This window comes from Pseudomonas sp. B37(2017) (assembly GCF_002112885.1).
In the GTDB taxonomy this organism is placed as follows: domain Bacteria; phylum Pseudomonadota; class Gammaproteobacteria; order Pseudomonadales; family Pseudomonadaceae; genus Aquipseudomonas; species Aquipseudomonas paraglycinae.
Window position 1 is genome coordinate 71,447 of sequence record NZ_NEIX01000002.1, and the last position, 13,879, is coordinate 85,325.

At 61.0% G+C, this 13,879-nt stretch carries 15 protein-coding genes; all 15 read left to right on the plus strand.

Features of this window, described 5'->3' with window-relative positions; translation table 11 throughout:
* The first annotated feature begins 2 nt into the window (after positions 1-2).
* The 15 genes from CAF90_RS06775 (at position 3) to CAF90_RS06845 (ending at position 13,871) form a co-directional block, all read left to right on the plus strand.
* Positions 3-1,169 carry a phage tail protein gene (locus tag CAF90_RS06775; RefSeq protein ID WP_085605259.1) on the plus strand — a complete coding sequence of 389 codons (1,167 nt, stop codon included), beginning with the start codon at positions 3-5 and terminating at the stop codon, positions 1,167-1,169.
* Entirely contained in the window at positions 1,169-1,675 is a 507-nt protein-coding gene (locus CAF90_RS06780) for a phage major tail tube protein (RefSeq protein ID WP_007954868.1), read from the plus strand. The genes CAF90_RS06775 and CAF90_RS06780 overlap by 1 nt, the downstream gene beginning before the upstream one ends.
* 99 nt (positions 1,676-1,774) lie before the next feature.
* On the plus strand, positions 1,775-2,356 hold the full coding sequence (locus CAF90_RS06785; protein ID WP_085605261.1) for a phage tail assembly protein: 582 nt from the start codon (positions 1,775-1,777) through the stop codon (positions 2,354-2,356).
* Positions 2,357-2,484: 128 nt separating this feature from the next.
* Positions 2,485-4,713: a phage tail tape measure protein gene (locus CAF90_RS06790; protein ID WP_085605264.1), complete on the plus strand. Its 2,229-nt coding sequence runs from the start codon at positions 2,485-2,487 to the stop codon at positions 4,711-4,713.
* The gene (locus CAF90_RS06795; protein WP_085605266.1) at positions 4,710-5,093 is read left to right on the plus strand and encodes a phage tail protein; all 384 of its coding nucleotides are present in this window, start codon (positions 4,710-4,712) and stop codon (positions 5,091-5,093) included. The genes CAF90_RS06790 and CAF90_RS06795 overlap by 4 nt, the downstream gene beginning before the upstream one ends.
* A complete protein-coding gene (locus tag CAF90_RS06800) occupies positions 5,086-5,298 on the plus strand; it encodes a tail protein X (RefSeq protein ID WP_085605268.1) in 213 nt (70 codons plus the stop codon). Before CAF90_RS06795 ends, CAF90_RS06800 begins: the two co-directional genes overlap by 8 nt.
* A 9-nt stretch (positions 5,299-5,307) precedes the next feature.
* Positions 5,308-6,336 (plus strand): phage tail protein, encoded by a 1,029-nt coding sequence (locus CAF90_RS06805; RefSeq protein WP_085605270.1) that lies wholly within the window; start codon positions 5,308-5,310, stop codon positions 6,334-6,336.
* 62 nt (positions 6,337-6,398) lie between these two features.
* Complete coding sequence (locus CAF90_RS06810) at positions 6,399-6,983, plus strand: hypothetical protein (RefSeq protein WP_085605272.1); 585 nt, start codon at positions 6,399-6,401, stop codon at positions 6,981-6,983.
* Positions 6,980-7,159 carry a DUF2635 domain-containing protein gene (locus tag CAF90_RS06815; protein ID WP_007954893.1) on the plus strand — a complete coding sequence of 60 codons (180 nt, stop codon included), beginning with the start codon at positions 6,980-6,982 and terminating at the stop codon, positions 7,157-7,159. Before CAF90_RS06810 ends, CAF90_RS06815 begins: the two co-directional genes overlap by 4 nt.
* A complete protein-coding gene (locus CAF90_RS06820) occupies positions 7,159-8,655 on the plus strand; it encodes a phage tail sheath subtilisin-like domain-containing protein (protein WP_007954896.1) in 1,497 nt (498 codons plus the stop codon). The genes CAF90_RS06815 and CAF90_RS06820 overlap by 1 nt, the downstream gene beginning before the upstream one ends.
* Before the next feature lie 67 nt (positions 8,656-8,722).
* The gene (locus CAF90_RS06825; protein WP_007908779.1) at positions 8,723-9,070 is read left to right on the plus strand and encodes a phage tail tube protein; all 348 of its coding nucleotides are present in this window, start codon (positions 8,723-8,725) and stop codon (positions 9,068-9,070) included.
* The gene (locus CAF90_RS06830) at positions 9,067-9,363 is read left to right on the plus strand and encodes a phage tail assembly protein (protein WP_085605274.1); all 297 of its coding nucleotides are present in this window, start codon (positions 9,067-9,069) and stop codon (positions 9,361-9,363) included. The genes CAF90_RS06825 and CAF90_RS06830 overlap by 4 nt, the downstream gene beginning before the upstream one ends.
* Before the next feature lie 130 nt (positions 9,364-9,493).
* Positions 9,494-11,602: a hypothetical protein gene (locus CAF90_RS06835; RefSeq protein ID WP_085605276.1), complete on the plus strand. Its 2,109-nt coding sequence runs from the start codon at positions 9,494-9,496 to the stop codon at positions 11,600-11,602.
* Positions 11,589-12,824 carry a DNA circularization protein gene (locus tag CAF90_RS06840; protein ID WP_085605278.1) on the plus strand — a complete coding sequence of 412 codons (1,236 nt, stop codon included), beginning with the start codon at positions 11,589-11,591 and terminating at the stop codon, positions 12,822-12,824. The genes CAF90_RS06835 and CAF90_RS06840 overlap by 14 nt, the downstream gene beginning before the upstream one ends.
* A 3-nt stretch (positions 12,825-12,827) precedes the next feature.
* Positions 12,828-13,871: a phage baseplate assembly protein gene (locus CAF90_RS06845; RefSeq protein ID WP_007954902.1), complete on the plus strand. Its 1,044-nt coding sequence runs from the start codon at positions 12,828-12,830 to the stop codon at positions 13,869-13,871.
* Positions 13,872-13,879 lie beyond the last annotated feature (8 nt).

Genomic DNA, 13,879 nt, shown 5'->3' on the forward strand with positions numbered 1-13,879 from the left:
CTATGGCTGAGGTTCTGAACTTCGAGCACAACGGCATTACCGTCAATGCCACCGAATCCCCCGAGGCCATGGGTGGCCTGGGTGACAACGTCATCGGTCTGGTCGGCACCGCGCCGAAAGCCGATCCGCTGATTCCGCGTAACGCACCGTTTCGCATCAACAGCTTCACCACCCACGCGCTGCTCGATCCGACCGGCTCCGAAGAGGGCACCCTGTACCACGCCGTCTACCAGATCCTCAAAGTGGTCAAGGTGCCGGTGTACGTGGTGATCGTCGAAGCGGGCGCAACCCCGACCGACACCGTCAACGCAGTGATCGGCGGCGTCGAGCCAGTGACCGGCCGCAAGCTCGGTCTGGCGGCACTGGGCAGCGTCCCGGAAGACCTGACCATCATCGGCGCGCCAGGCTTTACCGGCACCAAGGCTGTGGCCAGCGAGTTCGCCTCGTTCGGCAAGCGCATCAAGGCCCGTGTGGTGCTGGACGGCAAGGACGCCTCGGTCGCCGATCAGGTGCTGTACAGCCAGGAACTGGGCGGCGCTGACCTCGGTTTCGACCGCTGCCTGGTGGTGCACAACATGCCGGCCGTGTACTCGAAAGCCGCGAAGAAAAACGTGTTCCTCGCGCCATCCAGTCTGGCAATTGCCGCACTGGCCAAGGTCAAGCAATGGGAGAGCCCGGGCAACCAGGTGACCTACGCCGAAGACGTGTCGCGGGTCGTTGAGTACAACATCCTCGACACCTCCACCGAAGGCGATCTGCTCAACCGCTACGGCGTCAGCTATTACGCCCGCACCATCCTTGGCGGCTTCTCGCTGCTGGGCAACCGTTCGATCACCGGCAAGTTCATCAGCTACGTCGGTCTGGAAGACGCCATCAGCCGCAAGCTGGTGAAGGCCGGCCAGAAAGCCATGGCCAAGAACCTGACCAAGTCGTTCATGGATCAGGAAGTCAAACGTATCAACGACTGGCTGCAAACCCTGGTCGCCGACGAAACCATTCCCGGCGGCAGCGTGTATCTGCACCCGGAACTCAACAGCGTCGAGAAGTACAAGAACGGCACCTGGTACGTGGTCATCGACTACGGCCGCTACGCGCCGAACGAACACATGGTTTATCAACTCAACGCCCGCGATGAAATCATCGAGCAGTTCCTGGAGGACGTTCTCTAATGTTTACCAACCGCGTAAGACAGGCCATCGCGGCCACCCTGCAAGGCCTGCCGTTGTCGGCGACCGTTGAGGAATTCACTCCGCCGAAGATCGAATTCGATGTGGAAGAGATGCGTGGCGGCCGTTTCATCGTCGAAGAAATGGCCAAGGGCGGCAAAGCGCTCAATGCCAAGTTGACCCTGCAAGGCATGGGCACCGAAGTCATGCTCGCACTGGGTGTGAAGCTGGGCGACGACATCCTGCTGAACGTGCGTGAAGGCGGTCAGGATCAGGACGGCAACACCTGGTTCACCTACCACACCGTCGGCGGCAAGCTGAAATCCCTGGAGGAAACCGCGGTGAAGATGGGTGAAAAACCTAAGACCAACCTGGAGCTCTCCTGCCGCACCTACAACCGCCTGGAAAACGGCGTGCCGGTGATCGACATCGACGTGCGCACCCAGAAGTTCGTGCTCAACGGCGTCGACATCCTCGGTGATGCCCGTCGTGCGGTGCTGATGCCGTAAGCCTCGGCCAAAGGCAATCACAAAACCCTGTGGGAGTGGGTAAACCCCGCTCCCGCAAGGGATTGCAACACCCCTCAAGAATCACCAAGGAATTCATACATGTCGTGGATGCCACCCAAGCATGAACTGTTGTCGCCGATTACCGGCGACGACGGCTCGCAGATCGAATCGATTCAGCTCAAGCCGCTGTTCTACGCCGCCCAGAAAGAAGCGCTGGAACGCGCAGGCGACGATGAAGACGACCAGTTCTTCGAACTGGCGCTGCTGGCCACCGGCTTGTCGGTCAAGGAACTCGACCAGCTCAAGCGCCCGGACTACGTGACCATCGCGCAGTACGTGCACGAATTCTCGACCCGTCCGGCGTCGTTCTTTCTCGAACAGGTCGAAGACGCGGAACAGTCCGATGATCCCGATCAGGTGCAACTGCTGTTGCCGCTTGCCGTCACCGGCCGCACCGTGACTTCGCTGAGCCTGGAAATGCCGACGCTGCGGGCCACCAAAGTGATGAAGAAACTGAAAACGGCCAAGGAACGCGCCGAGTTCATCACCGCCCATTGCACCGGCCTGATGATCCCCGATCTGGCCCTGTTGAGCGTGCCGGACTGGACGCAATTGCAGGTGCGCATCGACGATTTTTTAAACCAGCCGGCGGCCTTCTTTCAGAACGCGACATCGAAGTAATCCTCGATATCGTGCCGCTCATTTACCCGGTAAGTGAAGCGGAAATTCTGGAGTGGGACGCCGAAAAGGCGTTGCGCCGCTACGACATAGCGATCACTCGCCTTGGCGTGAAAAAGGAGTAGAGCGGCATGGCAGAGAGCAAATTTGCGCTCACATACGCCAATGAGAGTGGCAACGCAGCAGCCGGGTTGGTGGTGGCCGATGGCTTTGGCAAACCGCTGCAGGACTTGAATCTGACTATGGCGCTGGCGAGCGTGGATATTCGCTTGCTCACGCAGGAGCAGATCAAGCTGCGGGAACTGCTGGTCAGCCAGCAGTCGTTGTTCAAGGTCGTCACGGCGCCGCCAGCCGCCAATAGTGAGCCGAAGTCAAAACTCAAGGCGGAAATCGAGCAGCGCCCGCCACCGAAAAGACTGCAATCGGCGATGGCCAACGAGACGGCGCTGGTTGAATTGAATCAGGTGCTGCACCTGAGCACGAAATCGCTTCAGGCTCTTTCGGAAAAGAACCTGGAAATCGCCAGTGATAAACGGGTTGCCCCCAGCGGGGCTACCGGCGCGGATCTGTTGCAAGTGCAACTCGCCGGGCTGCGGTCCGGCATCAGTGATGGTCTGAAGGGCGAGCAGAAAACGCAGGCGTTACAGGATTTCTCCCGTGATGCCGCCATCAATGCCTCGGCCTTCAGGATGGATGTCAAGGCGGCTGGCGAAATGTTGTCGGGCTGGCGCACCACTCTGAAGCTTGATCGGGTGCAGAGCCAGGATCTGGCAGACGCAACCAACTACCTTGGCAACAGTGGCCTGAACGTCAAAGCCGCGGACATCGGCACCGTCGTTCAAAGCGCCGGTGAGGGCGCCAAGGCTGCCGGGATGACACCCGAGCAAGTGGCTGCACTTGCGGCGGCGTTCCTCAACAGCGGCGCTAACAAGACCGATGCCGGAGCGGCGCTGAAGAGTTTCACGACGGTTCTGGGCAAGGGAGAATCCGCGTCATCGGCGCAGCGCTCGGCCTGGGCCGACATAGGTCTGAACCCTGAGTCGCTCGCGCACGGGATGAGTGGCGATGCACCCGAAACGATCAAGCTGGTTCTGGAACAACTCAAAAAACAGCCTGAAGAGAAACAGGCTTCGCTGATTAAAACGCTGTTTGGCAACAATGATGCAATCCTCGAGTTGTTGAAGAAGCCTGAGGATGTTCAAACGGCGTTCAAGCTGGTTGCTGACAAGTCCCTGTATGCAGGCTCGACGGGAAAAACCGCAGAGGCTTATGGCAATACATCGCAGGGGCGCTGGAATGCGCTGGATGCGAGTCTAAACCGGCTGTCCACGGCAGTCGGCAATGCATTGGCCCCGGTGACAGACGGCATTGCCATCGGGCTTACTGCGGTGATCAATGGACTGAGCGCAGCGGCCGAAACCTTCCCGTTCGTCACCGCTGCACTGACACTGCTTGGAGTGGCTGCCACGCCGTTCGTGGCGGGTGCGCTGAAAACCGGTGTGTCTGCAGTGCTTGATGCGGTCTCCACGAGACTTCTGCGCCTGGCCGCAGCACGGTTACCGTCCGAAATCGGCGATATGATCACCGGTGACGAAGACAAAGGCAGCGGTCGTAAAAAGAAACGATCGTCTCGCAATTCGGGTCAGGGCAAGCAGGCCAAAGCTTCTGCGAAAAGTGCTCAGCCCAACAAACCTGCGGTTCGTCAAAGCCTGGGCAATCGCCTGCGCGGTGCAGCGATGAAGGTCATGCCTTCGATCAAGCGTGCGGCTGCCAGGGTCTTGCCTGCGGTGCGGAGCGCCGGAGCCAAGGTCTTGCCTGCGGTGCGGAGCTTCGGAGCCAAGATCATGCCGATGCTGTCCCGGATGAAACCTTTGGTGGGTAAGGTCGCTGGCCCGTTAGTGGTGGCGCACGCCGCTTACACAGGCCTGAAAGGCCTGCGTGAAGGTGATGAAAAAGCGGTGGGAAGCGCAAAAGCCGAGCTGGCAGGGGCAGCCATTGGCGCTGTGATCGGCGGGTTTGTTTTTCCAGGTGTCGGCATAGGCATCGGGAGTGCCTTGGGCGGAATGGCGGGCTCATGGCTATCAGAAAAATTCGCGGACCCGCCCACCGACAAACTCGCTGCGCCGGGAGATGTCGCGAAAAATCTGGTCAACGCTCCCACCCAAAGTCAAAACCAGCAAGTCACCTTCTCCCCACTGATCCAGGTCACCTGTCCGGCACCGGACACTGCCGAGCAGATTCGCTCGATCATCGGGCAACAACTGAGCGGACAATTCCACGGCGAGTTCCTGCCGCTGTTGACCAACAACCCGCTCGCCACCCGCCGTGACGCAGCCCTGACCGATGGAGTCGCCCGATGAAACAACAAATGGCACTGGGCAGTTTCATCTTCGGACTGTCCCGGGATTTTGCGTACAGCACGCTGTCGCGAAAATCCGAGGGTGGCTGGACCGAGTTGCAGATCCTCAACAGCAAACCCAGATCCCATCAGACAGGACAGAAGCCTGAAACCCTGACCATTTCCGGCACCTCGATGTACGCCGTGGCGATGGAGCGGCTCGATGAACTGCGTGCGCTGCAAGCGTTGCGAGTACCGCTGCCGTTGATTGACGGCATCGGCCGCAACTGGGGTTTGTGGCGGATCAACAGCATCGACGAAAACCAGAGCGAGGTCATCGATGACGGCACCGCGATGGTGATCAAGTGGGTCATCGGATTGTCGGAGTTCAACAATGCGTAAGGTACGAAGCGTGGCCGGTGATTCGGTGAATCTTTTGCTGTACCGCGAAACCGGTCGCAGCGATGACAGCGCCGAAGAAGCCCTCTGGACACTCAACCCGACCCTGGCCGAGCACGGCCCGATCCTGCCGGCAGGTGTCTGGGTGACGCTGCCGGAGCTCGACAGCAGACCGGCCGCAATCAAACCGGTTCTGGCCTGGGATTAAGGAGGCTGCATGGCACAGGGATTTACGCCGGCGATCGAAATCTACGGCGCCCACAAGGACCTGCTGAACCAGCGCCTGATCAGTTGGGAACACATCGATGCGGCCGGGATGGAGTCCGATCAACTGACGCTGGTGCTCGACCTGGAAGGCCTTGAAGGCTTGCCGAGCCTGGGCGGAACCATCGGCCTGCGTGTGGGGTATCTGGAGACCGGGCTGGTCGAAAAGGGCCAGTTCAAGATCACTCGACTGACACCCACGCTGTTCCCGTTGCGCCTGACACTGGTCGCAACTGCAGCGCCTTTCAGCGGCAAGGACGAAACCGGATTCAAGGAACGGCGCACGGCCAGTCATGGCCCCACGACGCTTGGCGGGCTGTTTCGCAAACTGGTTGAGCCGCACGGTTTCTCGCCACGGGTCGATCCCGAACTGGCGCTGATCAGGATCGCTCATGTCGACCAGTCGAACGAAACCGACATGGGCTTCATCACACGCCTGGCGAAAAAGTACGACGCGGTGGCCAAACCGTTCAACGACCTCTACGTACTGGCGAAACCAGCGCAGCTCAAAACCCTGTCGGGTCAGGTGATACCGAACGTCAGGCTGTCGGTGACCCACAACAATCGGCCGGGCGATCACGCCTTCATCAGCGCCACGCTGGAAGAGACCGCCCGCACCCAGAATCAGGGTTGCAAAGTCTGCTGTTGGGACGCCAATGCCGGCAAGCAAGTGGAAGTGAAAACCGGCTCGGCGCCCTACAAGGTCATTCGTCAGAAACAGGCCAGTGTGGAAGAAGCCAAGGCCATCGGCGAAGCCGAAGTGCGCAAGATGCTGCGCGAGAAATACAAGCTGAAGGTCACCTGCCCGGGTGATCCGTTGCTGGTTGCCGAAGGCCTGCTGGTGCTCGATGACACCTGGCCCGACTTCATGCGCGGTCGCTGGTCGATCGAGAAGGTCACTGCCAGCGGCAAGCCCGAAGAAAGCTATCGCTGCCTGATCGAAGCCAACGGCCGGGATCCCGAGGCAAAAGCCAAGGACTGATCCCCCCGGTCTCACCGCCACACGCATCACTGTGGCCACTCACACATCCTGGAACGCTCCCCATGAAGATCTCCCCGATCCTCACGCAGCTGCGTGCGCAATGCCCAAGCCTTGCCGGCCATATCGCGACAGGTGTCGACCTGGCGCTGCTGCAAGGCGACCCGAATCTGCCGATGCCCTCGGCCCATGTTTTACCGCTGGCCGACGTGGCCAGCGTCAGCACTGCACAGAACTCCCCCAGCCAACCGATCCGCGACCGCTTCGAAATCATCCTGGCACTGGATGCCACGGACGCCACAAAAGCGCTGGATCTGTTGCACGACCTGCGCGCCGAACTGTGGCGCGCGCTGGTGGGGTTCAAACCCGCGAACGACTACAGCGCCATCGTTTATGACGGCGGCGAAACGGTCTCGATCAACAGCAGCCGCGCGTTCTACCGGCTGCGCTTTTTTGCCGAGTTCCAGCTCGGCCGCAATCTGCCAAGTCAGCCTGCGGAGAGTTGGCACGAACGTGAACTGGACGGTTTGTCGTCCTTTACCGGGGTCACCGTGCGGGTCGATGCGATCGACCCGGCCGACCCCAACCTGAAACGCCCGGGCCCTGACGGGCGCGTGGAAATGACTTTCTCTGGAGACGTAACCCCATGAGCAACCGCATCACCGTAGTGCCGGCCGCCGGCCGTGCCGTGCCGGACCCGGAAGCCGGCGACCTGCTGCCACTGGAAGGCCGTGAAGTGCTGGACAGCGCCTGGTGGCGCCGGCGCCTGGCCGACGGCGATATCACCCTCAAAACCGCAACAGCTAAACAAAAGGGAGCCAAATAATGGCGATCGGATTCAGCAACATTCCTGCGGACATTCGTGTACCGCTGTTCTATGCCGAAATGGACAACTCGGCCGCCAATAGCGCGTCCTCGTCCATGCGTCGCCTGATCGTGGCGCAGGTCAACGACAACATCGCTCCGACTGAAGTCGGCAAACTGGTGCTGGTCTCCAGCGTGGCGCTGGCCAAGAGCATTGGCGGCCAGGGTTCGATGCTGGCCTCGATGTACGAGACCTTCCGCAAGGCCGACCCGATCGGTGAGATCTGGTGCCTGCCGCTGCACAACGCCACCGGCGCCATCGCCAAAGGCGTGCTGACCCTGACCGGCACCGCGACTCAGGCTGGCGTGCTCAATCTGTATGTCGGCGGCGTCCGCGTCCAGGCCACCGTGGTCAACGGTGCCACTGCTGCCCAGGCGGCCACCGCTCTGGCACAGAAAATCAACGCCACCGCCGATCTGCCGGTGAGCGCAGCCGCCGCCGAAGGCGTCGTCACTCTGAACGCCAAATGGACCGGCGAGAGCGGCAACGACATCAGCCTGCAATTCAATCGCCTGGGCAAGAGCAATGGCGAAGAAACCCCGGCCGGCCTGACCACCGCCATCACCGCCATGACCGGCGGCGTCGGTGTGCCTGACCAGGTTGAAGCGGTTGCCGCACTGGGCGACGAGCCGTTCGAATTCATCGCGCTGCCATGGTCCGACCTGGCCACCCTCAACACCTGGCAAGCGGTGATGGATGACAGCACCGGTCGCTGGTCGTGGGCCAAGCAACTGTTCGGTCACGTCTACAGCGCCAAGCGCGGCACCGTCGGCACTCTGGTGGCAGCCGGTCAGGCTCGCAACGACCAGCACATGACCATTCAGGCGCTGGAGCCGGGCGTTCCGCAACCGGTGTGGGTACAAGCTGCCGCACTGGCTGCGCGCACTTCGGTGTTCATCTCCGCCGACGCCAGCCGTCCGACCCAGAGCGGCAGCCTGCCAGGCGTCGATCCGGCTCCGGCGAGCGAGCGTTTCACCCTGACCGAGCGTCAGTCGCTGCTCAACTACGGCATCGCCACCGCGTACTACGAAGGCGGCTACGTGCGCATCCAGCGCTCGATCACCACCTACCAGAAGAACGCTTACGGCCAGGCTGACAACTCGTACCTGGACAGCGAAACCATGCACCAGTCGGCGTTCATAGTGCGTCGTCTGCAAAGCGTGATCACCAGCAAATACGGTCGCCACAAACTGGCCTCCGACGGCACCCGTTTCGGCGCCGGCCAGCCGATCGTCACCCCGGCGACCATTCGCGGCGAGCTGATCGCCCAGTACGCCAAGCTCGAACTCGAAGGCCACGTGGAAAACGCCGAGCTGTTCGCCGAGCACCTGATCGTCGAGCGCGACGTGCAGGACCCGAGCCGCGTGAACGTGCTTTTCCCGCCGGATTACATCAACGGTCTGCGCGTGTTCGCACTGCTCAACCAGTTCCGTCTGCAGTACGACGACGTCGCCTGATCGGCTCGTTTGACACTGTGATTTCAGCCCACCTTGCGTGGGCTTTTTATTTGAAGGGAGTAACACCATGGGTCAACTGATTGCAGGCACCTGCTACGTCAAGGTCGACGGTGCACAACTGACTATCAATGGCGGCTGCGAAGCCCCGCTGATGGCCGTCAAACGCGAAACCGTCGTGCCGGGTTTCTACAAGGAAACCGACATCGCGCCATCGTTCAAGGTGACCGCGCTGCACACCGCCGACTTCCCGCTGAAGAAGCTGATCGAAGGCACCGACATCACCGTCACCTGCGAATTCAGCAACGGCAAAGTCTACGTACTGGCCGGTGCCTACCTGGTCGAAGAACCCGTCTCCAAAGGCGATGACGCCACCATCGAACTGAAATTCGAAGGCATCAAGGGGACCTGGCAATGAGCTGCGCCGTGAAGCTTCAGGTTGCGATCGAAGCTCACGGCGAGCCCCTGACCGAACTCGTCCTGCGCCGTCCGACGGTGCAGGAGGTACGAGCGATCAAGGCGCTGCCGTACAAGATCGACAAGAGCGAAGAGGTCAGCCTCGACATGGACGTGGCGGCCAAATACATCGCCGTGTGCGCCGGCATTCCGCCGTCGTCGGTCAACCAGCTGGATCTGGCTGACCTCAACGCGCTGAGCTGGGCCGTTGCGAGTTTTTTCATGAGTGCGGCGTCGGAGCCATCACCGACCTGATTTCGGTCGCCTATGACCTGGCCTGGTTCTGGAAGGTTGACCCCGAACAGATGATGGCCAGGCCACTGGATGTGCTTCGCGAATCGCTGGAGCACGCGCAACGGATCAATGCGATGCAGCAGGTGCAGTGATGGCTAATACACAATTGAGCCTGATCCCGCAGAACTTCCCCGTCACGGTCAACATGCTCGTGGTGCTCAAGGGCGCTGAGAAAATGGAGGCCGAGATGAAGGGGCTGCGCGGCAAGGTCGCAGCATTCAAGAAAAGCATGGAAGACAGCGGCCTCGAGCCGCTGGACGTCGCCGGATTCATCTCCGAAGGTGGGCTGCTCAAGCCGTTCCAGGACGGCATCAAAAAGGCCATCGAAGCGCAGGATGCACTGGCGAAAAAAGCAAGGGCGAACAAGGGGCTGAAAGTCCCCAAGGTTGTCCACGGCGAAACCTCGGCCAACCTCGAGAAATTCAACGAGGCGCTGGACAAGATTTCGCTGAATATCGGTCAGGCGCTATTGCCGGCCGTCAACGGTATCGTCACGGCGCTGACGCCGGTGATCACCTCGATCGGCCAGTTCGTCGCGAACAACCCGTATCTTGTCGAAGGACTGGCGGCTGCGGCCGTGGCGTTCACGGTAGTGACGGTCGGTGCGATGGGGCTGGTTGCGGTGCTGGGGATCCTGACGTCACCGATCGGCCTGATCGCTGCGGCCATTGCTGCAGCGGTGGCAGTCATCGTGATTGGCGCGCGGCTGATTACCGACAACTGGGGATCGATCAGCGGATTCTTCAGCGAGACCTGGCAATCGCTCAGCGCTTCGACCCGTCGCGGTATCGACAAGGTTCAAAAAGGCTGGGACGAAATGGCATCGGGCGCGAAGCTGAAATTCGACTCGATGCAAGCCTCGGCCAAACAGAAGTGGGAAGAAATGAAGGCTGACGCCGTTGCCGGTGCGAGTCGTCTTGCAGAGGGCGCGACCGCGCGCCTGAATGCGTTCGGGGCGATGATGGGCGAGCTGTGGGATTCGGCTGGCGCTGTCGTAAAGGATTACTGGAACGACGCCGTCGCCGGTAGCGTCGCCGGCCTGGAAGCACTGAAGGCCAATCTGTACACCTCGCCCAAGGCGAAACTGGCCGAGGTCTGGGGTGCGACGGCAACGGTATTCGGTGAGTTCTGGGACAGCGCGGCAGCAAAAGCCGCGACCGGCATGGAAGCGCTGAAGGCCAATCTGTACACCTCGCCGAAGGCGAAACTGGCCGAAGTCTGGGGGGGAACGCAAGCGGTGTTCGGCGAGTTCTGGGACAGCGCGGCAGCAAAAGCTGCGACTGGCATGCAAGCGCTGAAGGCCAATCTGTACGCCTCGCCGAAGGCAAAACTGGCCGAAGTCTGGGATTCCACGCAAACGGTGTTCAGCGGGTTCTGGAACCGTGCAGCTACCAGCGCGACCACCGGTTGGGCCACGCTCAAGGCAACGTTCGACGGCTCGCTGGCCGACAGATTTTCCGGCGTGTGGGGTTCGGCTCTGGGGATGTTCTCCGGTGTGCTGGACAACATGAGAGCAACGGCTTCAGCCGGTTGGGAACAACTGAAGTCAACGTTCTCCTGGTCGCCGTTCAGCCTGATTCAAAGTAACTGGCAACCGCTGGGCGAGGTGTTTTCTGCGCTCTGGGATGTGCTGCGGGCGAGTGCGCTGACGCTGAAAAGCGAGTTCCAGAACCTGTTCAACTTCTCGCCGATGGAATCGGCGGTGGCGCAGTGGGACGGTTTGAAAGGCTACTTTTCCGGTTTGTGGGCATCGTTGACCACAGAGGCACTATCGGTCGCGAACGCCTTCGGCACGCTGTTCAGCCAATCGCCGATGGAGTCGATCAAGCAAGCCTGGGAGCCGATCCTCGGCTGGTTCAGCGAACTGTGGGCAAAACTGCAAAGTGTCGTCGCACCCATCCGGGAATTGCTCAATGGCAATCTTTCCGGCGTTGTGGCGACGATTACCGGACAGTCCCCGGCGGCTGCTTCCGCCTCGTCGACAATGACCAGTTCTTTGCCGCAATCCTCCAGCGCCCTGATCCAGCAAAGCGCCGCCAACAACCGCACGCAACTCGAAGGCGGCCTGACGGTCCGCTTCGAAAATGCGCCGGCGGGGCTGCGCACCGATCAACCGCAAACCAATCAACCGGGGCTGGCGCTCAGTTCGCGCATCGGCTATCGCTCGCTCTCCATGGGAGGTTCCAATGAACTGGCGTGACCGTTTGTTGCCGGCATCCTTTCGCGGTGTCGGTTTCTGGATCGACCAGGCGAAAACCCCGGTCGGTCGCAAGGGGCAGTTGCACGAATACCCGCAACGCGACCTGCCGTTTTTCGAGGACCTCGGCCAGCAGGCCAAGACCCACGATCTGACGGCGTTCATCATCGGTGCCGATTGCCTGGAGCAGCGCGACAAGCTGCTCCAGGCCCTGGAGCAGGGCAGCGGCGAACTGGTGCATCCGTGGCTGGGGCGCTTGCAGGTCAAGGTCGGCGAGTGCGACATGACTCACACCCGCCAGGATGGCGGGATGGTGACGTTCAGCCTGAAGTTCTACCCGGACCGACCGCTGCCGTTTCCGACGGCGACGGTCAGCACGCAAAAAGTCCTGCTGATCAAGGCCGAAGGTTTGCTCGGTTCGGCGGTGGCGCGCTTCGAACAGGCGATGACCCTGATCAAGGCGGCGCGGATCGGCATCGCCAATCTGCGCAACAGCCTCACCGGCGTGTACGACGTGATCAAGGAGCAGCTCAAGCCGCTGATCGCGCAGTACAAGCAGATCACCGAGCTGGTCAGGGCCGTCAAGGAACTGCCCAAGGACGTGGCGGCGGAGTTCAAGGGCTTGCTCGGCGACATCAAGGAGCTGAAGGCATTCGCGAAGGAGGGCTACCGTGGCGTGATTGCCGACGTGTCCCAACAACTCGAAGCCATCCGCAAGGCTGATGCGCCGAAAATCACCACCGGCAAGGACACTAACGCCGCCGCGCAAGCGATGGCCAACCTGGTGCAGGACACGCTGATCGTCAAAGTGGCGCAGTGGGTTGCCTCGATGCCGGTGGCGTCGACGCCGGTGAAACTCAACTCGACGCCTTCGCTGGATCAGCAATCGAAGCAGCCGATCAGCCGTCAGGAAGTCCCGGTCACCGACGATCTGCAAGCCCTGCAAAAAGAGTTGAGCGAAGCGCTGCAAAAGGCTCAGGACAAGGCCGACCCCGAGCACTATCAAGCCATCGCCGATGTGAAGGAGGCGCTGATCGCGCACCTCAAGGCCGTGGCTTCGTCCGGTGTGCGACTGGTCAGCAAAACTTTCCAGGAAACCTTTCCGGCAGTGGTCGTGGCCTACAAGCAGTTTGGCGACGCCACCCGGGTGACCGAGGTTATTCAGCGCAACGGTCTGTCTCATCCGAGCTTCTCACCCAACGAAGTCAAAGTTTCCAGCGAGTGAGCCATGAACGAGACTGACAACCGCGTCACACTGACCGTCAACAACATGGAATACGGCGGCTGGAAAAGCGTGCAGATCACCGCGGACCTGGAGCGCCAGTTCCGCACCTTCAAACTCGACATCACCTGGCAATGGCCGGGGCAGACCGTGGATCAGCGGATCAAGGCCGGCGACCCGTGCGAGGTGCGGATCGGCAAGGACCTGGTGCTCACCGGTTATGTGTTCAAGGCCCCGATCAGCTATGACGGGCGGCAGATCAGCCTGAGCATCGAAGGCAGTTCCAAGACCCAGGATCTGGTCGATTGTGCGGCGCGAAACATTCCCGGCCAATGGCAGGAACAGCCGCTGTTGAACATCGTCCAGGCCCTGGCCGGGGAATACACGCAGTTTGTGGTCAACGAAATTCCCGAGACCGCACGCCTGAGCAAACACACCATCGTTCCAGGTGAAACGGTGTTTCAGTCGATCGACCGTCTGCTCTCGCTGTACCGGGTGTTTTCCACCGACGACGCCGAGGGTCGGCTGGTGCTGGCCAAACCGGGCAGCGGCGGCCGTGCCAGCGATGCACTGGAGCTGGGCAAGAACATTCTCTCGGCCAACGCACCGATGGATCACAGCCAGGTGTTCTCCGAATACCGGGTGATCGGCCAGCAAAAGGGCAACGACAAGAAGAGCGGGGCAGCGGTCAGCGAGGTTGAATCCAGCGCGACCGACCTGAGCTTCAAGCGTCGTCGCACCACGATCATCAACGAAGGCTCGCAACTGACGTTCGAACTGGCCCAGCAACGAGCCCAGTGGGAAAGCGCCACGCGCATGGGGCGGGCGCTGACCACCACTTATCAGGTACAGGGCTGGCGCCAGTCCAACGGCGATCTGTGGCGCCACAACACGCTGGTGAAGGTCAAGGATCCGGTACTCGGTTTCGATGGCGACATGCTGATCTCCAAAGTGACGTATTCGCTGTCGGCGCAAGGCTCGGTGACCACGCTGCAAGTGGCACCGCCGCATACCTTCGACGCCAATCCGACCCCACCGAAAAAAGCCTGAGCCGGCAC